28 protein-coding genes and 2 pseudogenes are annotated in these 23,079 nt (G+C 51.8%); 4 read left to right on the top strand and 26 right to left on the bottom strand.

Going from position 1 to position 23,079, the window contains the following annotated elements; translation table 11 throughout:
* Positions 1–302: 302 nt before the first annotated feature.
* Complete coding sequence (locus XM38_RS07495) at positions 303–620, top strand: NfeD family protein (RefSeq protein WP_080812231.1); 318 nt, start codon at positions 303–305, stop codon at positions 618–620.
* A 188-nt stretch (positions 621–808) separates the two neighbouring features.
* Here XM38_RS07495 and XM38_RS26355 read toward each other — a convergent pair whose 3' ends face one another.
* From XM38_RS26355 to XM38_RS07460, 9 genes and pseudogenes are all read right to left on the bottom strand, one after another.
* Positions 809–1,591 carry an ISL3 family transposase gene (locus XM38_RS26355; protein WP_202978850.1) on the bottom strand — a complete coding sequence of 261 codons (783 nt, stop codon included), beginning with the start codon at positions 1,589–1,591 and terminating at the stop codon, positions 809–811.
* On the bottom strand, positions 1,588–2,025 hold the full coding sequence (locus XM38_RS26350; RefSeq protein ID WP_202978832.1) for a helix-turn-helix domain-containing protein: 438 nt from the start codon (positions 2,023–2,025) through the stop codon (positions 1,588–1,590). The genes XM38_RS26355 and XM38_RS26350 overlap by 4 nt, the downstream gene beginning before the upstream one ends.
* Before the next feature lie 143 nt (positions 2,026–2,168).
* On the bottom strand, positions 2,169–2,306 hold the full coding sequence (locus XM38_RS28740; RefSeq protein ID WP_225889218.1) for a hypothetical protein: 138 nt from the start codon (positions 2,304–2,306) through the stop codon (positions 2,169–2,171).
* 243 nt (positions 2,307–2,549) lie between these two features.
* Positions 2,550–2,753, bottom strand: a pseudogene (locus XM38_RS28735) (SAM-dependent methyltransferase); the annotation flags it as partial.
* A 3-nt stretch (positions 2,754–2,756) separates the two neighbouring features.
* Positions 2,757–3,299, bottom strand: a complete 543-nt coding sequence (locus tag XM38_RS07480) for a P-loop NTPase family protein (RefSeq protein ID WP_080812227.1) — start codon at positions 3,297–3,299, stop codon at positions 2,757–2,759.
* A gap of 126 nt (positions 3,300–3,425) precedes the next feature.
* Entirely contained in the window at positions 3,426–3,923 is a 498-nt protein-coding gene (locus XM38_RS07475) for a cupin domain-containing protein (RefSeq protein ID WP_080812225.1), read from the bottom strand.
* A gap of 45 nt (positions 3,924–3,968) precedes the next feature.
* Complete coding sequence (locus XM38_RS07470) at positions 3,969–4,400, bottom strand: DUF6326 family protein (RefSeq protein WP_225889216.1); 432 nt, start codon at positions 4,398–4,400, stop codon at positions 3,969–3,971.
* 69 nt (positions 4,401–4,469) lie between these two features.
* Positions 4,470–5,459, bottom strand: coding sequence for an NAD(P)-dependent alcohol dehydrogenase (locus tag XM38_RS07465; RefSeq protein WP_080812247.1), 990 nt, complete (start codon positions 5,457–5,459; stop codon positions 4,470–4,472).
* A 67-nt stretch (positions 5,460–5,526) separates the two neighbouring features.
* Positions 5,527–5,964, bottom strand: a complete 438-nt coding sequence (locus tag XM38_RS07460) for a DUF6326 family protein (protein WP_225889449.1) — start codon at positions 5,962–5,964, stop codon at positions 5,527–5,529.
* A gap of 184 nt (positions 5,965–6,148) precedes the next feature.
* Between XM38_RS07460 and XM38_RS07455 the strand changes: the two genes are divergently transcribed.
* On the top strand, positions 6,149–7,030 hold the full coding sequence (locus tag XM38_RS07455) for a helix-turn-helix domain-containing protein (protein WP_080812221.1): 882 nt from the start codon (positions 6,149–6,151) through the stop codon (positions 7,028–7,030).
* A gap of 124 nt (positions 7,031–7,154) precedes the next feature.
* Here the strand turns inward: XM38_RS07455 and XM38_RS07450 are convergent, their stop codons facing one another.
* The 3 genes from XM38_RS07450 to XM38_RS07440 all read right to left on the bottom strand — a co-directional run bounded on the left by XM38_RS07450 (position 7,155) and on the right by XM38_RS07440 (position 8,733).
* Positions 7,155–7,559, bottom strand: a complete 405-nt coding sequence (locus tag XM38_RS07450) for a type II toxin-antitoxin system VapC family toxin (RefSeq protein ID WP_080812219.1) — start codon at positions 7,557–7,559, stop codon at positions 7,155–7,157.
* Entirely contained in the window at positions 7,559–7,801 is a 243-nt protein-coding gene (locus tag XM38_RS07445) for a hypothetical protein (RefSeq protein ID WP_080812217.1), read from the bottom strand. The genes XM38_RS07450 and XM38_RS07445 overlap by 1 nt, the downstream gene beginning before the upstream one ends.
* Positions 7,802–7,932: 131 nt before the next feature.
* The gene (locus tag XM38_RS07440) at positions 7,933–8,733 is read right to left on the bottom strand and encodes a VOC family protein (protein ID WP_080812216.1); all 801 of its coding nucleotides are present in this window, start codon (positions 8,731–8,733) and stop codon (positions 7,933–7,935) included.
* 248 nt (positions 8,734–8,981) lie between these two features.
* On the opposite strand from XM38_RS07440, the gene XM38_RS28730 reads away from it, so the two are divergent.
* Positions 8,982–9,077 carry a helix-turn-helix transcriptional regulator gene (locus XM38_RS28730; protein WP_137455233.1) on the top strand — a complete coding sequence of 32 codons (96 nt, stop codon included), beginning with the start codon at positions 8,982–8,984 and terminating at the stop codon, positions 9,075–9,077.
* Between the two features lie 313 nt (positions 9,078–9,390).
* Here the strand turns inward: XM38_RS28730 and XM38_RS07430 are convergent, their stop codons facing one another.
* Together XM38_RS07430 and XM38_RS07425 are read right to left on the bottom strand one after the other, a co-directional pair.
* On the bottom strand, positions 9,391–10,437 hold the full coding sequence (locus XM38_RS07430) for an IS5 family transposase (RefSeq protein ID WP_080806623.1): 1,047 nt from the start codon (positions 10,435–10,437) through the stop codon (positions 9,391–9,393).
* A gap of 27 nt (positions 10,438–10,464) precedes the next feature.
* Complete coding sequence (locus XM38_RS07425; RefSeq protein WP_225889214.1) at positions 10,465–10,662, bottom strand: hypothetical protein; 198 nt, start codon at positions 10,660–10,662, stop codon at positions 10,465–10,467.
* A gap of 174 nt (positions 10,663–10,836) precedes the next feature.
* Here XM38_RS07425 and XM38_RS07420 point away from each other — a divergent pair, with 174 nt between their 5' ends.
* The gene (locus tag XM38_RS07420) at positions 10,837–12,009 is read left to right on the top strand and encodes a transposase (protein WP_080809504.1); all 1,173 of its coding nucleotides are present in this window, start codon (positions 10,837–10,839) and stop codon (positions 12,007–12,009) included.
* 19 nt (positions 12,010–12,028) lie between these two features.
* Here XM38_RS07420 and XM38_RS29350 read toward each other — a convergent pair.
* From XM38_RS29350 to XM38_RS07365, 12 genes and pseudogenes are all read right to left on the bottom strand, one after another.
* Positions 12,029–12,154, bottom strand: a pseudogene (locus tag XM38_RS29350) (DUF5615 family PIN-like protein); the annotation flags it as partial.
* Between the two features lie 8 nt (positions 12,155–12,162).
* Complete coding sequence (locus tag XM38_RS07415; protein WP_088429423.1) at positions 12,163–12,492, bottom strand: DUF433 domain-containing protein; 330 nt, start codon at positions 12,490–12,492, stop codon at positions 12,163–12,165.
* Positions 12,493–12,867: 375 nt separating this feature from the next.
* On the bottom strand, positions 12,868–13,581 hold the full coding sequence (locus XM38_RS07410; protein WP_088429421.1) for a class I SAM-dependent methyltransferase: 714 nt from the start codon (positions 13,579–13,581) through the stop codon (positions 12,868–12,870).
* Positions 13,582–13,672: 91 nt separating this feature from the next.
* On the bottom strand, positions 13,673–14,317 hold the full coding sequence (locus XM38_RS07405; protein WP_080812210.1) for a VOC family protein: 645 nt from the start codon (positions 14,315–14,317) through the stop codon (positions 13,673–13,675).
* Between the two features lie 99 nt (positions 14,318–14,416).
* Positions 14,417–15,343, bottom strand: a complete 927-nt coding sequence (locus XM38_RS07400) for an NAD-dependent epimerase/dehydratase family protein (RefSeq protein ID WP_080812208.1) — start codon at positions 15,341–15,343, stop codon at positions 14,417–14,419.
* A gap of 73 nt (positions 15,344–15,416) precedes the next feature.
* The gene (locus tag XM38_RS07395; RefSeq protein WP_256995545.1) at positions 15,417–15,851 is read right to left on the bottom strand and encodes a P-loop NTPase family protein; all 435 of its coding nucleotides are present in this window, start codon (positions 15,849–15,851) and stop codon (positions 15,417–15,419) included.
* 99 nt (positions 15,852–15,950) lie between these two features.
* Positions 15,951–16,601 (bottom strand): class I SAM-dependent methyltransferase, encoded by a 651-nt coding sequence (locus XM38_RS07390; protein WP_080812203.1) that lies wholly within the window; start codon positions 16,599–16,601, stop codon positions 15,951–15,953.
* A gap of 3 nt (positions 16,602–16,604) precedes the next feature.
* Positions 16,605–17,039, bottom strand: coding sequence for a DUF6326 family protein (locus XM38_RS07385; protein WP_080812202.1), 435 nt, complete (start codon positions 17,037–17,039; stop codon positions 16,605–16,607).
* Entirely contained in the window at positions 17,036–17,320 is a 285-nt protein-coding gene (locus tag XM38_RS07380; RefSeq protein ID WP_080812200.1) for a hypothetical protein, read from the bottom strand. Before XM38_RS07380 ends, XM38_RS07385 begins: the two co-directional genes overlap by 4 nt.
* 158 nt (positions 17,321–17,478) lie before the next feature.
* Complete coding sequence (locus XM38_RS07375; protein ID WP_187329321.1) at positions 17,479–20,292, bottom strand: LuxR C-terminal-related transcriptional regulator; 2,814 nt, start codon at positions 20,290–20,292, stop codon at positions 17,479–17,481.
* A 417-nt stretch (positions 20,293–20,709) separates the two neighbouring features.
* The gene (locus XM38_RS07370; protein WP_080812194.1) at positions 20,710–22,611 is read right to left on the bottom strand and encodes an alpha/beta hydrolase family protein; all 1,902 of its coding nucleotides are present in this window, start codon (positions 22,609–22,611) and stop codon (positions 20,710–20,712) included.
* Between the two features lie 25 nt (positions 22,612–22,636).
* Entirely contained in the window at positions 22,637–23,074 is a 438-nt protein-coding gene (locus tag XM38_RS07365; protein ID WP_080812192.1) for an HXXEE domain-containing protein, read from the bottom strand.
* Positions 23,075–23,079: the final 5 nt, after the last annotated feature.

Raw genomic sequence — 23,079 nt, 5'->3', positions numbered from 1 at the left:
CTGCTTAGCCTGTCCCAGGGAGACGGCCAGAGAGCCGGTGAACTGCATCCTCGATACCGGCCATCCTCTTAGTTCCCAAGTTTAGCCTGAATTTTCCCGAACTTTTCAGAACTTTTTCTATAGTTTTCTAGCCCTAGCCGACTAAATCCCTCTATTCCCGATGAATCCTGATGCTTGAATGGGATGTTTTTTCAGGTCAAAATTATCCGAACTTTTGGGTATTTAAGGATTCTATTAAGCAGAGCAGTATATGAAGTAGCGATAAATTGACACGAGTTTACCCCAAATCAGGAGCCGCTACCATGCTAAGCAACCTTCTTTATAAGCCATTTACCTGCCAGCCTGCCAACGGCCATTCCTATCAATCAGATGCCCACTTCCCTACGTCCTCGGCCAGCTTACCACTCCAAGACATCTATGACGAGTCAAATCATCAGGCGGTCGTCACCGAAACCATTCGCCCCGGTCGACCCGGTCATGTGAAATATCAAGCCACTTGGTGGAAGGCTCGTTGCCCTGGCAACGTCACCGTGGAGTCTGGGGCTCGCGTTCATGTGCTGGGGCGGCAAGGACTGACGCTCATTGTTGCCCCTCTAGCCTGCCGCTGCGGTCGAGATTGATGCAGCTTTAGGTTGAGTCCCTGTAGATAATCGCTGTGCAAGTCTGGGGCTAGAGGGTGATGATTCGAGCTGGACTTGCCATAGACCATCCTAGTTCTCTTTTGGGAGGCATCTTATGTCTTGGACATCACTGTTTAGGCTCAGACCAGCTGCGATGTTGGCGGGAACGCTTGGCTCTCCTGGGATAATTATGCAGCAGCAGGAGAAAAATGCCAGCAGATGAGGCAGCGGAGCCGAAATCGCTCAAAGTTGGTGAACCCGTAACCAGAGCGCTTGATCAACTTTAGGCGAGTATTGATGCCTTCGACGACACCGCTTGTGGTGCGGTGTTCAAAGTACTGGAGGATTTCGCCAAACCATCGCTTCATCGTTGCCACAGCCTCGGGGTAGAGGGATTGCGCGGTTCCCATCCAGCCCAGGAAACCCGGCAGGGCTTGAGCCCAAGACTGAGCCTCAAATAGAGTCCTAAAGGCTTCTTTGGTCTGATGCATCAAGGCGAGTTTCGGCGAAACAGCTTTGACCTCAACGAGCTTGTCCTGCTGGGTCTTGGTGAGATGGGCTTCTGGCTTGAGGAGGGCATACTTACTGGATTTGAGCGCTGCTTTAGCCGCCTCAGGAGTGACGCCCTCGGCTAAAGCCTCGGGTGTCCGCCGGAGGGCGTTACGGGCTTGATTCAATTCCTGATTGACCAGACTCATGACATGGAAACGGTCGGCCACAATCTCGGCTTGAGGCATCAGGCGATGCACTAAGCCCCGGTAATTGCCGGAGAGATCCATGCTGACTTCTTCAATGTTTGAGAGCACTTCGGCACCCCAGGTGTTGAGCACGGCTTCAATCGCCGCATGAGTCCGCGCTGGAGCCATCCCAATCAGCCTGTGAGTATCGAGGTCACTCAAGACCACAGCAAAGTCCTTGTGACCTTTACGTAGCGCGATTTCGTCGATGCCCAACCGCCGCAATCTACTCAAGTCAATACAGACTTTTTTTCGCTGACATACTCCACCATGGACCAGACGATATCTTCGCTCAACCCGTGCTGTCGCGCCACATTAGCCGTATTACTATGAATCACCTCACTCACCACCACCTCGGCATACCGGTCCGTGTACACCCGACGCGCGCCGACAAACTCCAGCTCCTCGCTGAAGGGTTTACCGCAGGTCGAACACTTAAACTGGCGGCGATTCACCCGTAACCAGGTCTTCCGGTAATGGCTGATGGGTAGGTCACGCACCAGGTAGCCATGATTCTGATGGAGGTGGTGGCTCAAAGTCCCGCAGCGAGGACAGATTGCTGTGTCCCTGTGCGCTTCTACCTCCAGAATCAAGCCATCCTCGCTCTCCTGGTATGACTCCACATCAATGCCAGACAACCCCAAGAGTTCACTCAAGAGAGGTACCATAGCGATACGGTATAGCATCTACTACACCAGCATACTCATTCCTGCAGAGCCGAACGCTTTCAGCCTCAGCATTCGGTTTGGGGGTTGGCCTGATTAAGTTGCCAGCTAACTTGTCAGAGGCTCAGGAAAAAATCGTGCTCAGTTTACTGCCAACTACGCTGTTGGCCACCGTCAAGGTGATTGATAGTACGATTGGCCGGGAGGTAGAGGCTGAAGTCGAACAGCAAATACCTCTCATCCATCACCGCTTGGAGCAGGGCTGTGAGCAGAAATATGATCATAGATTGAATCAGTTCAAGCAAAACTATGCCGAGGACCTGAAACGCCTTCAAGAAGCCTTGTTAGCAGCGAATGTACTCTCGACACTACCGCCGGAACGATGCGATCGCATCAAGACTAGCTTTGCCAACATTCAGGCAGCGACGGATCGGTATCATCTCCAAGGCGACCTCTACAGCAAAATTGCTGACTGGTTCGGCGTTAAGCCCAATCGAGTTGATCTGCTCCAGTGGCTACTGGCACCCGTCAATGGCGCGGATATGCTTCACGTAGGGCGCATGGAGGATGGCCGTGGTCCCTGTACCGCAACCAAACTCCAGCACGTCCATGTCGGGACGAAAGTAGTCGCGGGTGACCGCTAGCTTTTTCTGGTAAGCGGCTTCATCAGCGATGGGCTGCTTGGCGTATTTCTCGGCGATTTTGTCCCAAAATTGGGTGGCTTGAGCCATGATTCAACTCCTGGGTAACGTAACGTCAGTTTGCGCGGCGATGGTCTGGTAAAACTGAGCGATGTCCTGGCGCGATCGCAGATGGTAGACCCGCTTTGTAGCCTTCACCTTTGCTACGTACTCCCGATATTTCGGCGTCAGTTTGGTATGGCACAGTCGGACCGTGTAGTAGGAATTCAGCGTCCCTTTCAATAGCGGGCTCCGCTCCGGCCAGCCAGCAGGCGGCACCCAAACCCCTTGAAGGAATCGCTTCGTGACCCACCAGTAGTGCCGCCATATGGGCATATCGAGATACACCAGGGTATCGGCGGTATCCAGACGTTCCCACACGGTATCCAGGGAGCCAAAGCCATCGACGACCCAGCGGTCTTGTTGCAGAAGGTTATTATGGGCGGCTTTGAACTCGGCCTGGGGCATTTCGCCGCCACCGGGCTGGTACTTGATGGAATCGAGCGGCACCCAAGGGAGCCCGGTCATATCCGCCAGACGTTGGCTGAGGGTGGACTTTCCCCCGCCCGCATTGCCAAATACAGCAACTTTTTTCATGGGTTTCTTCTCTTTCACAAGCCGCCTAACGGCTCAAATCGGCAGCAGACAGAAGCGAACTCAGCATCTGTAGCTTTCGGTTCCCGTTGCATTTGAATTGTTATGCAGCGATCGCTCCAGCAGACATCAATCCTCAGCAGATTGCTTACTGCTCCAAAAAAGTTGAAGCGCTGACTCATCAAATATGTAAGCTGACTCACTATCCCGAATCACTCGTTTACCAAGCCGAGGAAAAACGCCAACATCTAAGCGTCCTGCTTCTCCACCCATCAGGTATACAAGGTCTTCACTAAATGGATTACGAAGATGATGGGGTTGTTGAGGCAGCCCAAATCCCATAAAGTCTCCTGGCTCAATTTCGTATTCCTTATCTCCAATTTCCGCAATCCCTCGACCTGACAAGATGTAAACCCATTCCTCTTCATTCTGGTGAGCATGGTAAATGAAAGATTCTTTACCCGGAGGTACGCGAGCGATCGTCACACCAATGCGTTTGAGACCGACGGCACGCCCAAGAAACCGTAAATAAATTTCCGAATTGGGATTGAGCGGATGATGAAACTCAAACGCATCCATTGAATTGATGTCTGATGCTTTCAGCAGAGAATGTTGTTTATCAGTCATTTTGATGTTCTCCTATCAAGTTGGTAAATGTCTGAACAACAGATTTTATGACGACACCTCCTGACCAATTGTATGTTGCTTGAGATAAGGGTTTCGCCACCGCCATGCCGTCCAAATGACGAGTGACAGCGCGGCGATCTTAACGATTATGAAGAAGGTATCGTCTAGATCGGTTGTGCCATACATGATGAGAAGCGAGAGGACAATCACGGCGGCAATGATGTTAGTCCAGCGATTGGCACCATAGGGCAACAGTCGAGAGAGGAGCACCATGGCGATCGGCACCTCGATCATGAAACCAGCCAACAGCAGCATTTGTTCTGTTACTTGTCCGTTCATTAACTCTTCCAGATATTCCGGCTTAGCCAATTCATGCAGGTCCCGAAAGATTACGTTGAGTAGGACAAATATCCACAGGGTGGATAGCTTCGCTTTCGTCTCCATTGTCAGCATTTGCTTCTGCAAATTCACGATCATGCTCCTGTTTGGATATCTGATCAAAAATACAAACGGATGTGGGGAGCCGTTGTCCCCAGATGTGGGGATTCAGGGGTGAGTCCTGTGGGGATTGAGGGTAATAATGACTTTTCCTTGATGCTGACCGGCACCAAAATACTGAATTAGCCTGGGAACCTCGCTCAGGTGATAGGGGCCATCGATGGCTGGTTTCAGCTGACCCGCTGCAAACAGCTCGTTCACATAGGCCAGATCTTTATTCGGCTGTAGATTGACTAACCGCACGGTCTTCTGGGTGAACCAGCGAATCATTGGCTCGAACAATAGCACCTGGAACAGGCGTGGTGTTAAACCGCCAACGGTCACGTAAGTGCCGCCAGGATTGAGCACTTGCAAATATTTGAAAGGGGAACGATTGGTCTTGGTATCCAAAATCAGGTCATACCGTTCTTGCCCTGTCGTGAAATCGGTTTGGGTGTAATCGATGGTGTGGGTAAACCCGACTGAGCGCATCAGGGCAAATTTGCTGGCGCGATCGACGCCCGTCACATCTTTAACCCCAATCGCACGGGCAATTTGCACCCCTAAGGTACCCACACCCCCACCTGCCCCGTTGATCAGCAGTTTTTGGCCTGGTTGCAGTTGCCCGACATCCATTAACCCTTGCACGGCCAGCATCGCGGCATGGGGAATTGCCGCCGCCTCAGTAAAGGCCATCCTTTCAGGCATTAGAGCTAGGGCGGTTTCCGGCACACAGACGTACTCTGCAAAGCCGCCAAAGCCGCACTCAGAAATGTCGCCATAGACCGCATCTTCGGGTTGAAACTGGGTGACGTTTGGCCCCACCGCTGTGACTCGACCCGCGACTTCCGCACCAGGGATCTGGATGTTGGGTTTGCGCCAGCCGCAGAGCAGCCGAATGTAAAAGGGACTGCCCCTGACAAGGCACCAATCCCAGTCATTGACTGAGGTGGCCTGGACTTTGACTAAGACCTCGTCATCATTAGGCGTCGGCGTTTCAATATCTTTCAGCTCCAGATCGTCCGGCGATCCGTATTGGGTCAAAACGATGGCTTTCATGGTGGAATCTGCTTCCATTAGACAATGAAATTTTTTAGAGAAGTACTGCGGCCAAAGGTCGGTGGTTCTACCGGATCTGGTTATACTTACTTTCTGACTGAGGCCATTGCCACACGTACCCAAACATGAACACCATCGTCACCACTTCTATCGAGGCAAAAAACACGTAAGAGAGTGGGGTTGTCTCCCCCAGGGAGGGCATGAGGGCAGGCACGACAACCCACAGAATCGTTAGCGGAATAGCGATAAAGTGCGCCCAGCGATTAGCGTTGTACGCTAAGGCGCGAGATAGGAGAATCATTGCTATCGCGACCTCCATGAACAGGGCAAAGAACAACACCGTACTGCCGGTCAGTTGCTGACTCATCTGATCTAAAAAGTCTAAGTATCCAGGTCGTAACATTCCTAAAATGTCGGCATAGACCATGTTCAAAAGGACAAAGACCCACAGCGTTGAGAGTAAAGACTTGCGTTCTAAATCTGTGTTTTTGGGGCTTGATTTCATCATGTTCCTAAATCGAGAACTCGCCTATTTAGCCTTAATTTAGGAAAAACATAGCTGCACCGCTATCTAATTCCCGCTGACTTGGCACATTCTTGCTATTGGTTTTTCTCAGGACGCTAGACTTGGGTGAGATGCCCTTGCTCAGGAGCGCTGTCAGGTTGGTGCTGTATTGTGCTAGAGTCCCATGTCTCAAGCCTCCCTTTCATCATCGGAATGGTCTGCTCAAGCTGAATGGCATGTGACCCGGCAGTGGGGACCGTTGGCTATTCGGCATGTTCGTCATGTCTGTCGCGATGAAACGGGCGCGGATGCATGGAGTTATCCGCATGAACATACCCTGGGCCTGTTCCTGTCGCCGCGCCCGTTCAAATTTTCCCATCGGCAAGAGGGTCGCACCCAAGCTGGACTGTACAGCAAGGGCGATTTACTGGTGACTCCGGCAGATACGACGCTGGCGACTCAGGCCGAGGGGGATGTCCACATGGTGCAACTGCGGATTCAGGACTCATTTGTGCGCCATGTAGCAGGGGAGACGCTGGAGCAGAATTGCGATCGCATCGAACTCGTCCCCACGTTACAAACCCGCGATCCACACATTGATGCGATCGCGACCATGCTCCTGAGCGAACTCCAGCGTGAATCGTTTGGCAGCCAGTTGTATGTGGAGTCGCTGGCCAATGTGTTGGCGGTCCATTTGCTGCGCCACCACACAACCACAAGAGCGCCGTTACCCGTTTATGCAGGCGGACTCCCTCAACGTCAGCTCCTGCAAGTATCGGACTATATCGATGCCCATTTAGGGAGTGCAATTACGTTGGCAGAATTGGCAGAATTGGTGGATATCAGCCAATTTCACTTCGGTCGCCTCTTTAAGCGATCGCTGGGTCTGTCGCCCTATCAATATCTGCTGCAACAACGGGTAGAGCGGGCGAAGACACTGCTGAAGCGCACCGATAAACCGATTGTGGCGATCGCCCTGGAGTGTGGTTTTAACAGCCACAGCCATTTGGGCCGCAAATTTCGGCAACTGACCGGGATGACACCGAAAGCCTACCGTACCCAGTAGAAAATTCCACTTTTTAATCGGCGAAGTTGTGCGGCAGCAAGCAACCTTGACACCGATACCAGCAGCTTTAGCCCATCCGCTGCTACGCAGGGTTAGTCTGCGGTTACCAGCACTTGCTGCTCGTTTAGCCTTGTCGCCAATTCTCGACCTGTAAATTGGCAACTCGCTCGAATTCTCGCTGGTTTGCTGTAACCATAATCAAACCATGTTGCAGGGCAGTAGCCGCAATCAAGATATCGTAAGCGCCGATGGGTTGTCCTTGAGATTTAAGCACAGCCCGGATTTGAGCAGCCTGTTCGGCTTCGGCATTACTGAAAGGCAGGATGTTTGCAGAAGATAAAATGCTGGCGATCGCGGGTTCAATTTTCTGAGTCCGTTGCGGATTGAGGGCTAAGCCGTAGCGTAATTCCATTACGGTGATGGCTGAGAGGGCGACGTCAACCGGTGGCGTTTGCTTGAGTCTTGCTAGTGTTCCAGCTTCGCCTTTGATGAAGTCGCTGATGACGCAGGTATCGAGGAGATAGCGCATCAAAACAGTTCCGGTTCACGGGGTGGCAGGAGTTCGTCGCGGTAGGATTCAAATGTGGGGAAGTCGGGGGTGCCTTCGTAAGACAAGACAATCTCTGGCCACTGGGATGTGGCGGCAGCAGTGGGTTGAGTTACCTGGCGTAAGGCCTGCAAAATCAGGGTTTGCAGCGGAATGTTGGATTGGGAAGCCTGACGAATCAAGTCTTGTTCTAAGTCGGGTGGAAGGTTAATCGTGATTTGCATCAGCTGTCCCTATGAGTTACCAAATATAATCCACCACTCATCTTTAACGGTGAAGTTGTGCAGCGGCAGATCACCTTGAACTTTAACCGATAACCTCTGTTCCGTCCGCACCAACACAGTGTTAGGTCATGTTACGCCCTTATACTCAACTCATTTATGCGGAATTCACTTGCTGCCAAGAGACCAAAAACGGCACCTGTTGGGTCTGCGAGGATGGCTTTCCGCGCACCACTGGGCATGTAGGTTGCTTCTTCGCACACGCTCGCATCCAATGCCTTGGCATTGGTGATGGCTGCATCAATATCGTCAGTTGCAAGATATGGTACCCAGACAGCTAATCCTACCGTACCAAAAGATTGATTCGTGACTCCAACCGCATCAGTATCATCAGTGCATTTTAAGACAGCATAGCTATCAGTCCGGTTTACGTTGATGTAGTGGGATTTCCAGCCAAACAGATTGCCATAGAATCGCTTTGCTGATTCAACATCGTCGGTAATGAGTTCATCCCAAAGGAAAGTACCGCTAGGAGCGGGGAAGTTATGTGTAGGAAAGGTAGGGCAAATGACCGCACCTTGCAAATCCTGAATTACCGAACTACGACCAACGCCTGGTGTATCAAAAGGCCCTCGAACAATCGTTGCCCCAAGACTCTTTGCCCTTGCCGTTATAGCATCGACATCCTTAACCATCACATAGGCAATCCAACGGGAGAGGGTGGTCTGTCCAGGATCAACAAAGCCTCCATGTGCCTCACCATTAGCAAGAATTAACGGATATTCGGCTTCACCAGGCTTCCAGACAAAGTTAGAGGCGTATTCAACCTGGTATTTCCAACCCAGTAAGTCGGCGTAGAAATTCCTTGCTTTGGTGACATCTTGCATCAGGAGATCGTGCCAGATAACATGACCAACCTCAGCCTTGATAGACATATTCTCCTCCTCCAGAAGCCTCCTCTACTCAATAATGCAATAATGACCTAACTCGTAATTTACAGGGAAAGTTTCCACCTAAGATCCTCATACGGGTAAATAGGTGGAAATATGTCAGCCTAAGATCCTGTTTTGGGCAGATAGGTGGAATCACGTCAGCCTAATTCCCCTGATATCGATGATTAGGTAGACGCATCCAGTATAGTCACCTTCCCAAATGCTGAGAATTATCGAGGTGCGTTTGGGCGATCGCCCTTGACTGCGGTTTCAACAGCCACAGCCACTTTGGCCGAAGAATTCGACAATTGACCGGCATCATGCCGAAAGCCTATCGTACCCAGTAGCAAATTCTACGTTCTAATGGTGCTCATCACCCACAGCAGATCACCTAACGATGCCTAACAAGTAACCTCTTGGCGTCGGTATGTATGGGCGTTGTTATGTCTGCTGTGGCTGAATTTAACTACGCTCTCACAACGGCAGATACAATAGGGGACCTCGATTAATCAGTTTTCTTTAGCTAATGGCGTCTCATTTGAGACCGTCAAGGTGACTCAAAGAGAGTCCGAGACATTCCACCGAAAAAAGCTTCCCATTTTGACAAAAAAATAGGGTTGGAAGACCACGTTTAAGTCGATTTCCCGGCTTTAGGTCCGATTATCTTGCCAGTTCAGCCGATGCAGCACGTTGGGTTTCGAGACACACAAACCGCTTCAGGTTATACACCAGATTTTTCAGACCTAGCTGGGTCTGGGCACGGGCTAACCCGATGCTGCGCACCACCTTGCCACCCATGCTGGTGACGACATCTCCGAAGATGTGCTCCACTCTGGCACGGGTTTTGGAGCGCTCTCGATTCGCGGTTTTCTGGGCCTCGCTTAAGGGGCGATTGCGATAGGCCCGTTCATTTATATGCGGCTCAAACCCTATCAATTTCAGCACCTCGACAATCAGCACGGAGAGATACGCACTATCGGCCCAAAGTCCATCGCCGCTATTATCCGCATCGAGCAACTCGCCCAAGACCTGCGAGTCATGGACCGACGCATCGGTGACGCTGTAACGGCGAATGAGCTTAAAGCCGGCATCACTATTGATGTGGTTTTTGTAGCCGTAGTGGGACGTTCCATTTTTCTTCGTCCATCGGGCGTCAACATCTTTTTGCGCGAGCTGATGAGGGGTCTCTTGCCACTCAACGGGAACCTCACCCTGCTTGAGGGTTTGGTTCTCCTCACGGGTGTTGCGTTGTTTGGGAACTGGAATCAAGGTCGCATCCACAATTTGCCCATCCTTGGCGGCATAGCCTGCCCCTTGCAGATAGGCTCCAAACTGCTCGAACAACGCCTCCACCAAGCCGTGCTGCTGCAACTGTTCTCGGAAGAGCCACACCGTCGTTGCATCCGGGACTCTATCCTCAAGCCCCAAACCGAGAAATTGCATGAAGGACAGTCGGTCGTTGACCTGATATTCCAGTTCGTCATCGCTGATGTTGTATAGCTTTTGCAGCACCAGCATCTTGAAGAGTAACAGGACATCGGTGGGGTTACGACCGGCCTGGCTTTTGCGCGGTTTCTCTCGAATCTGCATCAGAATCGGACGAAAGGTCTCCCACGGCACCAGTTGATTCAACCGATTCAGTACCGCCTTCTTTTGCTCCAGTTTTTGCTGGCGCTCTTCGATATCCCAGAATCCCTGCTGTCCCATGGCCTGCGTGCTTCAACAAAACCGACCTTATGATCTCATACTGAGATCGCTCTGGCTATTTTTCGAGGTGCCCAATACGACATCTTGCCATTCTGCTTGCTCGCTACAATCTACCAGCAGTATCAAATCATCAATCGCCTGCCGAATAGGCATTCGATCATTGACCACAAACATCCCTGCCATCAGCTCTCCTCTAACCAGACGGTTGTAAGCAAAATCCGGCATCGTTGCTCGATCATGAGTGAGCAGAATACGCCCATTGCTTGCTGCCCAAGCCAAGATAGCTGGGTCGCTGAGTGCCTGACAGAAGTAGCTGAAAGGTAGTCATATCAGGACAAAGAGGAAATAGGCAGAGCTCGTGTGCGAGGCTGTAGTTACCACACTGACGGCCAAAGCGACATGCCAAGCTCTACCCAGCTCTATGATCAACTGCTGCACTATCTGCGTCAATACAGCCACTACCGGGACTTGCGCCATATCAAAGCCCTATCTTGGATGGTCACCGCCCTGATTTGTAGTGGTGAGCTGAGCCCACCTGCTTGGGAGTCCTACGTGATAAGCCGTGCCAACAAAGCGCAAAGCTTCGAGCGGCGGTGGCATCGATTTTTCGGCAACCGGCTCGTTGAGATAAATCAGCTCTACCTACCGCTGGTGCTGCTGACGCTGAGGCAGTGGGAGGGCAAGCGGCTGTATCTGGCACTCGATACAACGGTGCTGTGGAACCAATACTGCATGATTCACCTGTCAGTGGTGTGCTGCGGACGAGCAGTCCCGCTACTGTGGCGAGTGCTTGAGCATGGCAGTGCAACGGTGGCTTTTGAAGAATACCGCCCTTTGCTGCGCCGTGCCCGGTGGCTTTTGAGGCAGTACCCGAACCTAATGCTGCTGGCCGACCGAGGCTTTGCCAACCACGACTTGATGAGTTGGTTGCAAGCGAGCAGTTGGCACTACTGCTTGCGAGTGCCCTGCGATGTCCTGCTGCACGGGCCAAGGCGTTATCCGACTGAAGTGAGATATCTGTGGCCGCCAAAAGGCGAGGCGATTTTCTATCGAAATGTCAGGCTGTGGCAGGATGGCTCCCACCAGTGCAACATCGTGCTGGCGACGCTTAAAGGCGTCAAAGAGCCTTGGGCCGTCATCACCGATGAACCGCCTACCTTGCAGACGCTCTGGCGCTACGCGTTGCGTTTCAGAGTAGAGGAGCTGTTTTTGGATAGCAAATCAGGAGCTTTCGAGATTGAAGACTCCCGAATCCGCTCAGCGGTAGCCCTTGAGCGACTTTATCTAGTGGCCGCTATTGCACTGCTTTATGGAACAACCACTGGCATGGCGGTTCAGATTGAAGGCCTTAGGCAGCAGGTAGACCCTCATTGGCGGCGCGGACTCAGCTACCTCAAGATTGGATTGCGCTGGCTTAAGGGAGTCGTTCACAAAGGACGACAGCTTCTAGAGCCGATAGCGCTGTTAGTCCGTGACCCAGAGCCTTGTTTTGCCTCCAAAAAAGCGGAGCACGACTATTACGACCAAATCTGGTTCTCTCGCATCCGCTCTCTATCCTGCCGACTAGAGTAAAAGATGTGTCAGGCAGTCAGGCTGGGTCGTCTACCTCTCGCAAACCAACATCTTGAACTCGAAGCAAATCAAGATTGGGCTGACACAGCATCAATCCCCGAACAATGTCACCATTAAAATTCTCATCACTCAACAAGCTCAACACATCCGCTGCTAAGCATTCCGTTGAAACAGTAACCGAGCACGGATGGAACTCAAATCAGGCTGAATATCCAATAAACGTTGTTGTACAGCATCAGCCAACTGCTCTCTTTGACTCAAGTACACCTCTACAGCATCTTGATGCCGAAGGTAGTAGCCAATTGTGTTGTAGACATCAGACAAGGATAGAGTCGAGTAACGATGAACGATAGATTCAGGAGGCGCACCATCTTGAAAAGCTCGGATCACAGTCTCTAGTAAAACCCTTGAATTTCCAACCCGAATCGCTCCGGTTTCGTCTTCACGAAGAGGCGGGGTCTCACGCTCTAAAGCAAGGCTCATGGATAAACCTTCCTGCTCATGTACACAACGATCGTAACTTAGATATACGGAATAATCGTTTTGGTAATAAGCTCGAAACACAGCTCCGTAGGTTATTTCGAGCTTTCTTGCGGTTGAACATCAACAGATAGCCTTGCGGTTACCGTCCCAACCGAGACTCGCGGCATAAAAATTTATTGGAGAGAATGATTCCACATAACTCCCCTATACGAGCGTTTAGGCAGAAAAATTTCGGTCTAATCCCCTCATACGGTTGATTAGATAGAAATTCGTCAGCCCAATACCCCGATATAGGTGATTAGGTAGACGTATCCAGTATAATCACCCTCCCAAATGCTGAGAATTATCGGGATGATGTTTGGGCGATTGCGCTTATCAATGTTGAGAGGATACCGCGATCGCTCTTCCGGGTTTAACCCCGATCGCCGCGATGCACATCCATTTCGACCAGCCGGTGTCATAGTCAAACGACCTCACAGTCTCAAGTCCGGCGGCTTGCAGGAAAGCGCTCAGCTGGTTAAAGGTATATCCTCGATTTTTCCAGCGCAGGGACATGAGAACTTGACCCAGTCCTTTGCGAGTCACGGAGCCAATCAGCGGGGCACCCGGTTTCAGGACTCGCACCAGCTCATGCAAGGCTGCAACGGGGTCGGCCAGATGCTCCAACACATGGGCAAAGATAACCGCGTCGAAAGCTGCATCGGCAAAGGGCAAACGCCTGATATCTCCCCATCGCAAATCGAGAGCCGGGCTCCGATTTTTCAAATTCTGTTGAGCATGGGTCAACATGGGGTAGGAAATATCGACACCAGAGACATGAACTGGGTGAGCGATACTGTCTAAAAGCGCCAGACTGAAGGCTCCGGTGCCCACGCCACAGTCGAGAATTTTAGAGGTCTGGTCAAGATGGCTCAAGCAGTTGTGAACAGCCCGACTTTTGAACAGCAGTTGATAATCTTGGAGTTGCCCCAAACGGGCCAGATAGTCGTCCCAGAGATCGGCAGAGGCATCGTAAAGCGATCTCAGGGTATCGATACTGGGCGCAGTGGTCCAGGGCATGAATAGGGGGAGGGTTGTTTTCAAAAGCATGATGAAATTGACCCTCTGATTCCAGAGGGCGATACAGGTCGTCGAGTTAGTTCAGTTCAATGGCTGTAAGGGCTGAAAAAACCAGGCTCGTCTACCAACGCAGGATGAGCGGCAGGGCAGGACGATAATCTTCCGTACGTCCGGCGGCGTGATTGTCCAACGTGATTTCCATGAGATGGGCAGGACCGAAACAGATGGAGAGGCGATCGCATTGGGACGCCAGGGCTAACACCCCTGTGGTATCGGTTGCGGGAGTCGCAATCACGATGTCACTGATCGTCTGGGGGTTCCGCTGGGGCTGCGGCTTGGGTACCCCCGGATCGTAAAACGGGAAGTAGAAACAAAGCGGTTCGGTCAGGTTGTGGGAGTTGGCCCCTACATGGAAGCCTCGGGGCGGTGGAAAGTAGGCCGGTTGATAATGCCAGCCGGGGAAGGGGCGATCGCCACTGGTCGCGTTTTGGCGAGGCACGAAGATGATGCCAAACGGTGAGGCGGCTGGGTCTTCAGAGCGTTTCGGAAACTGTAAATCTCGACCAGGGCCAGTTTTGGCCTCATGGGCATCGCGCACCCAAATGAACTCCAGCATGCCATTGGCAAAATAAAACCGACGGTTAGCCGTGCCCTGACCAGGGTGGGTGTTGCTCGGCCCTTCTTGAAACCCCGATTCCAGCAGTCGGTCTGCCACCTCAGCTTCCGGTTCCACCAGAATAAAAACGTGATCCAGTTGCAGATTCATGGCGATTTACCTCGATTTTTGGGCCACGATTTCCTCACAGGTCTTCAACAACAGGGCGGCAACGTCCACATCAGAGCGCCGCGCCCCTGCATGGTTTGGTTAGGCGGCCAGCATGGTTTGAAACCCAGCGTGCCAGTTTGCGTAACGAGGCTGCCAGCCTAAAATTTGCCGAGCTTTTTGATTGACGGCTCCTTGTTGTTGCGTGGCAAAGTAGAGCGAAATGGGATCGAGCTGAGTACGGGCCATTGCCGCTGTGAGCACAGGCGGAGCAGGGGCTTGGAGTAAGCGACCATAGGCTGAGAGCCATTGCCGCAGCAACACCGGCTCATCATCAACGATGGTATAAATACCCGATGCACCTTGGGTAATCGCCTGTACCGTTGCCGTGGCGGCGTCTTCAATGTGAACAAAGGAGCACGTTCCGGTTCCCTGGTCAACGATGGGATATTGCCCTTGGCGAACCGCGATCGCGATCGCGCCATCGTTGGCGTAGTAGGTACCCGGTCCGTAGAAGTGACCGTACCGCAACACCACCCCCGTCATTTCAGTTAACGACAACACTTGCTGTTCTAAACTCCCAACAGCCTCGACCACAGACGTTAAAGGAGGTGGGGCATTCAGATAGAGAGGCGTCGCTTCATGGGTGAGTTCACCCCTGGGTGAATGACTCAGAAACGCCACGCTTTGGGCAATGAACCGTTGAACTTGGGCACGCTGGGCAGCATGAATCAGATTCGCTGTGCCCTCGGTGCGAAGGCGATTGGTTTCAGTGAAGGGATCTTGGGCCTGACTTCCCAGACGGGTGAGCTGATGAATCACCACATTCGGTGCCGCGTCAGCGATCAGCTGGTTGAGATGTGGGCGGTCAAACACATCGCCTAACACTGGCGTTGCCCCCATCTGTTTCAGGGTGTGGAGCTTTTGCGGTGTGCGAGATAACGCTGTAACCCCATAGCCAGCCTGGACTAATTGAGGAATCAACGCGTGACCGATGGTGCCTGAGGCACCAGCAATAAAGATCTTCATGGCTAGTTTTCAAAAATGATGGTTGAACGGGGCCGTCTGCCATATTCCTTAGCGACTGCCCCAGCACTTATGGCTAGAACTCGGCTGCTACCGTTTGAAAGAACTGCTCGATATCTGAGCGCGATCGCAAGTGATAGACCTGCTGGGTTGCCTTCGCTTGCGCCACATACTCTCGATATTTGGGGGTCAGTTTGGCATGGCACAGCCGGACGGTGGGGTAAGACTTTAGCGTCCCTTTTAGCAATGAACTCCCCTCCGGCCAACCGGCAGGATGCACCCAAAGGCCGGTCAAAAATCGCTTTGTCACCCACCAGTAATGCCGCCATACGGGCATATCGAGATACACCAGGGTATCGGCCACGTTCAGTCGTTCCCAAACGGTATCCATTGACCCAAAGCCATCGACGATCCACTGGTCTTGTTGCAACAGCGCCTCATGCGCGGCCTTGAACTCGGCATGGGGCACTTCGTCGCCGCCGGGCCGGTATTGGATCGAATCGAGGGGCACCCAGGGGAGTCCGGTTATGTCCCCTAGACGTCGGCTGAGGGTGGATTTTCCGGCCCCCGTATTGCCAAATACAGCACTTTTTTCATCGGAATTCCTTCCTTAACGCGGCTCAGGTTTCTTGGCCACGATGAATACGATCTTGGCGTTACCAATAGGCGATTGGTAATCTCCCGCTTGCCACTGGTAGTCGATCTCAAACCCCGCATCGGTCAAACTGGTCTCTAAGTCTTTGACGGTGAAGACCTTGACGAGCGGAAACAGTCCCAAGGCTTTACCGATGGGGGCAATCAGCTTGAACCAAGCCATCGTATCCCCCATGCAGATGGTGCTGGTGATGAAAGCTCCGCTTGGTTGGAGCATTTTATAAACCTTGGCGATCGCGGTTTCCTTATCAGCGAGCAGGTGCAACACATTCAGGCCCAAGACAGCATCGTAAGTGCCGTCCGGGACGCTCAATTCGTCAATGCTGGCTTGCTCAAAGGTGACGTTTTGAATGTTCTGTTCAGCGGCTTTTGCTTGAGCGATCGCAATCATGTTGACTGAGAAATCAATCGCTCGAATATGGTGCACATAAGGGGCATGGACCAGGGCGGTTGAGCCAGTGCCGCAGCCAAATTCCAGCACATTCATACTGGGCTGAAAATAGTCTCGCGTAACCTGCAATTTCTTTTGGTAGGCGGCTTCATCCGCGATCGGCTGTTTGACATAACCGTCGGCAACTTTGTTCCAAAATTTAGCTGATGCGTTCATGACTTATGTCTCCTGGGTAGTGGAGTAGGATTTGGGAAATGGATTTCGCCACCGCCAGGCCGACCAAATGATGAAGCACAAAGCGGCCATTTCGATGACCATGTGAAACGTATCGTCCATATCGCTGGTGCCGTTGTTGATTTCAAACCCGAGGGTAATCACGGCGGCGATGATGTTGGCCCAGCGGTTGGGGCCGTAGGGTAAGAGCCGGGAAAACAGCACCATCGAGATCGGCACTTCGGCCACAAACCCCCCAAACAGCAGCAGCGGTTCGGTAATTTGAAAGCCATCAATGGTCCCGGTCATCACCTGTTCAATGAAACCCGGTTCAATAAATTCGTGGATATCTCGAAAGATGACGTTGAAGAGATAAAACATCCACAGGGTCGAGAGCATCGCTTTCATCTCTATCGTCAATATCTGCTTCTGCAAATTCATGGGTGTTCTCCTGTTTGCCTGTCTGAGAGTTCTGTTCGTTCAGCCTGAGTCGAATTCACCGAGACCAGCGGTAGTCCCAAATCGCGTACTTTCATCAGCAGTCCAAAAAGCGCAGCCTGGTCAACAACCGGGCCAGATAACCGCGTTTCACCGTTGTCTTTGAGGGCGATCTCGAATCCCTCAAACCAATTGCTCCAACGAGGATCAAGATGGCCCCTGACACAAATTTCATACTGTTCAAGGGGGAGATGATCGTTGGTTGAACGGTTTGGTTGGTTCATGGGAGTTGCGAACTGACACGTCAGCGCTTCGCGATCGCCTGCTCTAATCACGACTGCCGTTTACAACTCAAAAGTACGAACGGATATGGGGAGCCGGTGTCCCCACATGTGGGGGTTAAATGTGGGGATTTATGGATGGGGCTTGTGGGGACAAACGCCTAAATCAGCTCTAGCTCTATCGCTCGTTTCACAGCAGCCCGCCGATTAGTGACATTGAGTTTGCTGTAAATCCGCTTGGTATGGGTGCGCACGGTACTCAAGGCCACGACTAGTTCACGGGCGATTTCTGGGCCAGAGAGTTCGGTATTGAGTAGTCGCAGCACCTCCAGTTCTCGTTGGCTGAGGGGTTCTATGAGGAGATGAGGAGATGAGGGGGAGAGGGGGTGAGGGGGTGAGGCGGAGCCTGCCCTGAGTTCGTTCTGTGCTTTGTCAAAGGATACGGATGGCGCTTTGGGCTGCTGGCCCCAGGTTGCTGAGGCGGTCAATAGCCGTTGGGTGTAGGTGGGGGTGATGCCGCGAGTCATGGCCTCCTGTAGCAGTTGTCCCATCGGGGTTCCACATTCTGCGAAGATGCGGACGTAGCCCTCTGGTTGGGCCAGGAGCAAGGCCCGTTCTAGGGATGAAATCGCAGCCGAAACATCCCCCTGAGCCTCATGAGCTAAAGCCAGAATTACTAAAATTTTGATGATGCTGCCAGGGCGCTCCTGGGCTTCGGCGGCGGCCAGCAGTCGAGTCAGGAGGCTAATTGTCGGATGGATCAACTCATCAGTGTTGTCACGTTTGTACTGAGCGATCGCAACTCTGGCCAGGGTCAGGTGTTCGTATTCCCGCAGGTAGCTTGGCGAATCGTCTACCGACAAACCGCACTGCCGCACCCAGTCTAGGGCTTCAGCCAACCGGCCCTGCCGCAACCACCACCGCACCTGCAGGGCCTCGACTGGGCGCACATTCGGCACGGGCGATCGTCGATACAGCCGCGCGGACTCGTGCAGTTGGTCAAGGGCAGTGTTTAGGTCTCCCTGAGCTGCTTTTAATTGAGCCTTGACTAGCCACCATAGATAGTCAGCGCCGTCAGCGCCTGGTACCCGCTCACGCAGGGCCTCACCCCTTTGTAGTAGCTGGCTAGCGGCCTCTAGATCCCCCTGTTCGTAGTGAATCTCGCTTAACGCCAAATGCAGATCTGCTGTCCCCTGCAGAATTGGCACACGCTGTTGCGCTGCCAGTTGTAAGGCCTGCTCGCAGGTTTTGGCTGTTGCCCGTAGCCACCCCTGCGCCATCCCCATATTTGCAAGAACTAAGGTGCCACAGACTGCAATTTGGATGCCGCCTAGCTTTTGAAATACCATCAATCCCTCAGCGAAGGATCGGTGCGCGGTCTTTACATTGCCGCTAGACCAGTAAGCCAAACCGAGGAAGGCAGCGGTCGTGCCCCATTCATACCCCTCATCGGGAGGTAACAGCGTCATCGCTTGTTGGGCATAGGTGATGGTGCTGGCGAAATCACCCAGCGCTTGGGCTCGAAAGGCCCGGGTATTGGCAATGGAAGCGGGTAAAAACCGATACTGCGCTTCATTTACCGCGATCCGTTGTGCCTGGACGGCGGCAGGACTGTCGGCCAACTGTGCTAACGCTCGTTCAGCATCTTGTAAATAAGTTTCAATCCCCTCTAGCTGGCCAGCGTTCAGCAATACCAGCGCATAGGCCACGCTCAGAATGGGGCGAGCCCGAATCAGCGAGTCAGGCAGCACCTTCATCCAGCTCAGCACCGTGGCTTCCTGCTGGCGATTGCGCAGGGTGGGCCACACCGGCTCGATCAGATCAGCCGCTCGTTCAAAATCTTGAGCGGCCAGGGCATGACGAATCGCCTCAGAGATCAGCTCACGCCGCTCATACCATTCACTGGCTCGTCCATGCAGGCTGGGCAGGCGGTCTGGCCACTCTATCCGAGCATGAGCCAGGAGCACATCGGCAAATAGGTGATGGTAACGGTACCATTGGCGCTTGTTATCCAGTGGGATGATGAACAGGTTGCCACGCTCCAGCGTTTCCAGCATGTCCTGGCCATCGTTTTGGTCGGTGACGGCATCACAAAGAGAACCGTTCAACCGTTCCAAAATGGCTGTTTGCAGCAAAAAGTGACGGACCCGATCGCTTTGCCGCTGTAGGACTTCTTCCATCAGATAGTCCACAATGTAGCGATCGTCCCCCGAAAAAGCCGCCACAAAATCAGGGATATCCTCGCGCCCTTGCAGGGATAGCGCCGCGAGCTGTAGCCCGGCGATCCAGCCTTCGGTCCGCTTCTCTAAAGCGGCCACGTCCGCCGCCGAAACCTCTAACCCCATCACCTGGTTAAGAAAAGCCGCCGCTTCCTCCGGCGTGAACCGCAGGTCGCTCACCCTGAGCTCGGTCAATTCTCCGTGAGACCTTAACCGCGCCAGAGATAAGGGCGGGTCAGCACGGCTGGCAATCATTAAATGCATTTGGGGCGGCAAATGGCTGAGCAAAAAGCCGATCCCATCATGAATGGCCTGGGTTGCGATCGCATGATAATCATCAAGGATCAGAACAAACTCCGCTTCAACGGCAGTCAGCTCATTGAGCAACGTCATCAAGACCGACTCAATTGAGGGGGGCTGTGGTGATTGCAGTAACGAGAGCGATCGCTCACCGAGGCTGGGTTGAATTTTATGCAGAGCGGTGATCAGATAGGTCCAGAAAACACCAGGATCATTGTCACTCTGGTCTAAGGAAACCCAGGCAACGGGTCTCGTTGGTACGGCAGCTACCCATTCTGCTAGCAGCGTCGTTTTGCCAAAACCGGCTGGGGCTGAGACCAGTGTTAATTTGCGCTGCGGGTGAATGCGATCGATCAGTCTCGAGCGCGAGACCAAGTCAGCAGACCATTTGGGGAGGTAGAGCTTGGTCTCCAGGAAAGGGAGTTCTGAAGTAATCGGTCTCGCCGAGACAGTCATAGATACGTTTTCATGCTTTAAGAGACCTCTTGCAAAATGGCGGATAGGTTGAATTCAGAGGTTTTTCTGACTATGCAGAGATTGGGGTTTCCACACTCGCGATCATCGATCATGTCCTTAAAGATTGCGAGTTGGACATCAATAATTATGCGGTAATCAAACAGGAAATTTCTAGGATGATACACTCTGCTAATCAAGACTTTCAGGCTTTCGGTTCAATCACTCTTTCGTGGTTAGGATCAATTGCCGGGGGCGTAGCTGCCTAACTATGAGATAAGCGGTGCGACAACACCTTCGAGGCAAAATAGGCGCCCGTGATCCTCGTAGCATCCGCTTCATTGAATGGTTAGACCCGCAAACGTCTGTGGATGATAGGTTTTATATTTCAACCCATCCTACGAGATCGTCCGATCGAACTCACACCCGCTTGAATAGGCCCTTGGTTCTGGTTTGACGGAGTAATCCCCGTAAAACAAACCTGAGGGTTCTTATAATACCTCCAAAAGGACCGTAAACAACCGTGTCACCAGAAATAGAAGCTTTAGGCCGTAAGCCATCAACATAGATCCACTCCATAGCAGCAGCAGGAGAAAGAAGCTGGCAATAATGAAAACCACTTGAAACCTTGAGTGGATAGCTAAGAGAGGTTTTCATCGCTCCTGCTCTAACCTGAAAAGACTGCAATCCGTCTTTGGATACATAATTGGATACATAATTGTATTTAGGGTAATTCAAAAGAAAGACGGGTCCCGCTGAAACGAACGGTACCACATCTTTTCCCATCTCCATTGGCACACCAACTTTATTGAAATAGTCACGCGGCTTATCCCCTGCATGATCTAAAGCCCATTTATAAACCTGTTGATTGATTTCAGCCCCGATAGAAGCTCCATCAGTCTTCTGGAAATCCGGATAGGGACGCTCATCTCCACTAGCGCTAGCAGCATGGTACCAAAATCTCTGTCGGGAATTGAGCTTTGTTCGCAACGAGAAGGCTGAGATTGGGAAAAAGCCTGCATCAAAAAAATCAAATAGATTATAGAGAGCTTGGGTAACGCTATTAACCTGCAAAGTACAAGGTTCTTTGCCTCCACAATAATTCTTGATATTTGGGAGATGAACGGGATTGATGGAGTAAGAACGATGAAAACTATCCTTGACCTCTAAACTGAATGAGACAGGAGATAAGTCATTGCCAGCCATAATCTCATTCGCCTTATCTTGAATCCACGGGGAATATGGCGTGCATTTCGGATCTGTTCGAGTATTATCCAACTGACTGTTGTAACAAGCCGGTTTAAAGCCGTTGTATCCCTCTAATTTGAGTGCGTCGATAATAGGCTTTACGTCCTGATGGGTCTTTTCTCGTTCGGCACTCAAAAACTTCAAACTACCTTCAGACTGGGAAGTAGATAACCTTGTACCCATAAAGTTGTACACCAACTGACCGACCTGCTGATGAACGTCAGTATCTTCGACCCCATCACCAGGTTTAAGGTCAAAATCAGCCACAAAAGAAGTCGGTGGTCCGGAGGCGAACTGCATATGGCTGGCACCATCAATAGTGACCACCGGAAAGTTCTGCTGGTCGGTCGGTTGGGATGAATTGATCTGTTGATACCAAAAGGCTGCTGCAATCCGAGTAATTCGAGCCAAGCCATCCAATGTTCCACCAATGGTCAAAGTCGGAACAGGATAATCAATGATTGTTTTCCCTGCCTCATCCAGCTTTGAGAGATTCCACTTTCCTAGGAAGGACCCCATCAATATTTGCCCTTTAACACGCTTGGGAAAAGCCTTGAGATACTTTTGCAGAGCAATCCCACCAACAGAGTGGGCAATAAAGAATTGGTTTTCAGTCTCCGGCATTCCTTCCTGCTTCATCTGCTGGAGTACCTTATTAATTGCTAATCCAGTTTCCCGCGGAATCGGAGAATCTCCAATAAACTGCGGAATGCCCACCCAAATTGCTAAGTCGGAGGCTGTCGATTGAATTGCCTCTGCTATCTGGCGATATCGCTCAATTGGGATACCCTCTCCTTGCACAAAAATGAGGCTAATGACTGTACCTGTATGGGTAGGCTTCAGAATGATAGGGGTTCCAGCCCAACTATTGGCATAGATGAGTTGAATCGCCACTACAAATAAAAGCAGCGATCCTATTAGGACAAGCACAATCCAAACCAAACTTGGTGGTGAATTCCCCCGCAAAACGAGGATGAAAGTGGCGATCGCCAGGGCAGCAAAAATGGTAGCCAAGAGGATGGTCAAACTCTTGCCCAGCCAAAGTAAATCTAAAAAAAATTTTTTTGAAGACATCTTTGCATCTTGTGGTTAAGGTTTGCTAAGTAGCCTGTGCCGCTTGAATTGAAGTAGCTCGCAGCCGCTGAATCAAGAAAATACTCAAAACAAAGAGGATAGGACCGGAGATTCCGCCAGGGAAATAGTGTTTAAAGTACACCCATGTCCCTATATGAAACGCTCCATTGAACAGTTCGACGATCGCCCAAAGCCACATGAAGAAGAAGCCAGTTCGATTACCCTTCTCAGCAACAGGAACTGAAGCCAAGATCAAAGCAAGCATGAAATAATTGATTGCTGCAAAAACATCTGCACTAAGTTCCACTAAAGGAAACCAAGGAAAGTGTTGATGCAATGCCTCAATCATCGAATTGAGCTGAACGTAAAGCTGGGAGAGCGTCTCTTCTGTACTGTGAACAACTTGAGCGAGCCCTAATATCCAGTAGCCTCGGGCTAGTTTTACTGGTTCATGACTAAGCATAGATA

Source organism: Halomicronema hongdechloris C2206 (assembly GCF_002075285.3).
GTDB lineage: Bacteria > Cyanobacteriota > Cyanobacteriia > Phormidesmidales > Phormidesmidaceae > Halomicronema_B > Halomicronema_B hongdechloris.
Note: the sequence above shows the minus strand (reverse complement) of the source record. Positions and strands in the feature narration are given on the sequence as shown.

Coding starts and splice junctions, on each gene's coding strand:
- XM38_RS07495 (WP_080812231.1), top strand. CDS start 303: ATGCTAAGCAACCTTCTTTATAAGCCATTTACCTGCCAGCCTGCCAAC.
- XM38_RS26350 (WP_202978832.1), bottom strand. CDS start 2,025: ATGGTACCTCTCTTGAGTGAACTCTTGGGGTTGTCTGGCATTGATGTG.
- XM38_RS28740 (WP_225889218.1), bottom strand. CDS start 2,306: ATGATCATATTTCTGCTCACAGCCCTGCTCCAAGCGGTGATGGATGAG.
- XM38_RS07480 (WP_080812227.1), bottom strand. CDS start 3,299: ATGAAAAAAGTTGCTGTATTTGGCAATGCGGGCGGGGGAAAGTCCACC.
- XM38_RS07475 (WP_080812225.1), bottom strand. CDS start 3,923: ATGACTGATAAACAACATTCTCTGCTGAAAGCATCAGACATCAATTCA.
- XM38_RS07470 (WP_225889216.1), bottom strand. CDS start 4,400: ATGATCGTGAATTTGCAGAAGCAAATGCTGACAATGGAGACGAAAGCG.
- XM38_RS07465 (WP_080812247.1), bottom strand. CDS start 5,459: ATGAAAGCCATCGTTTTGACCCAATACGGATCGCCGGACGATCTGGAG.
- XM38_RS07460 (WP_225889449.1), bottom strand. CDS start 5,964: ATGAAATCAAGCCCCAAAAACACAGATTTAGAACGCAAGTCTTTACTC.
- XM38_RS07455 (WP_080812221.1), top strand. CDS start 6,149: ATGTCTCAAGCCTCCCTTTCATCATCGGAATGGTCTGCTCAAGCTGAA.
- XM38_RS07450 (WP_080812219.1), bottom strand. CDS start 7,559: ATGCGCTATCTCCTCGATACCTGCGTCATCAGCGACTTCATCAAAGGC.
- XM38_RS07445 (WP_080812217.1), bottom strand. CDS start 7,801: ATGCAAATCACGATTAACCTTCCACCCGACTTAGAACAAGACTTGATT.
- XM38_RS07440 (WP_080812216.1), bottom strand. CDS start 8,733: ATGTCTATCAAGGCTGAGGTTGGTCATGTTATCTGGCACGATCTCCTG.
- XM38_RS07430 (WP_080806623.1), bottom strand. CDS start 10,437: ATGGGACAGCAGGGATTCTGGGATATCGAAGAGCGCCAGCAAAAACTG.
- XM38_RS07425 (WP_225889214.1), bottom strand. CDS start 10,662: ATGCCGGATTTTGCTTACAACCGTCTGGTTAGAGGAGAGCTGATGGCA.
- XM38_RS07420 (WP_080809504.1), top strand. CDS start 10,837: ATGCCAAGCTCTACCCAGCTCTATGATCAACTGCTGCACTATCTGCGT.
- XM38_RS07415 (WP_088429423.1), bottom strand. CDS start 12,492: ATGAGCCTTGCTTTAGAGCGTGAGACCCCGCCTCTTCGTGAAGACGAA.
- XM38_RS07410 (WP_088429421.1), bottom strand. CDS start 13,581: ATGCTTTTGAAAACAACCCTCCCCCTATTCATGCCCTGGACCACTGCG.
- XM38_RS07405 (WP_080812210.1), bottom strand. CDS start 14,317: ATGAATCTGCAACTGGATCACGTTTTTATTCTGGTGGAACCGGAAGCT.
- XM38_RS07400 (WP_080812208.1), bottom strand. CDS start 15,343: ATGAAGATCTTTATTGCTGGTGCCTCAGGCACCATCGGTCACGCGTTG.
- XM38_RS07390 (WP_080812203.1), bottom strand. CDS start 16,601: ATGAACGCATCAGCTAAATTTTGGAACAAAGTTGCCGACGGTTATGTC.
- XM38_RS07385 (WP_080812202.1), bottom strand. CDS start 17,039: ATGAATTTGCAGAAGCAGATATTGACGATAGAGATGAAAGCGATGCTC.
- XM38_RS07380 (WP_080812200.1), bottom strand. CDS start 17,320: ATGAACCAACCAAACCGTTCAACCAACGATCATCTCCCCCTTGAACAG.
- XM38_RS07375 (WP_187329321.1), bottom strand. CDS start 20,292: ATGACTGTCTCGGCGAGACCGATTACTTCAGAACTCCCTTTCCTGGAG.
- XM38_RS07370 (WP_080812194.1), bottom strand. CDS start 22,611: ATGTCTTCAAAAAAATTTTTTTTAGATTTACTTTGGCTGGGCAAGAGT.
- XM38_RS07365 (WP_080812192.1), bottom strand. CDS start 23,074: ATGCTTAGTCATGAACCAGTAAAACTAGCCCGAGGCTACTGGATATTA.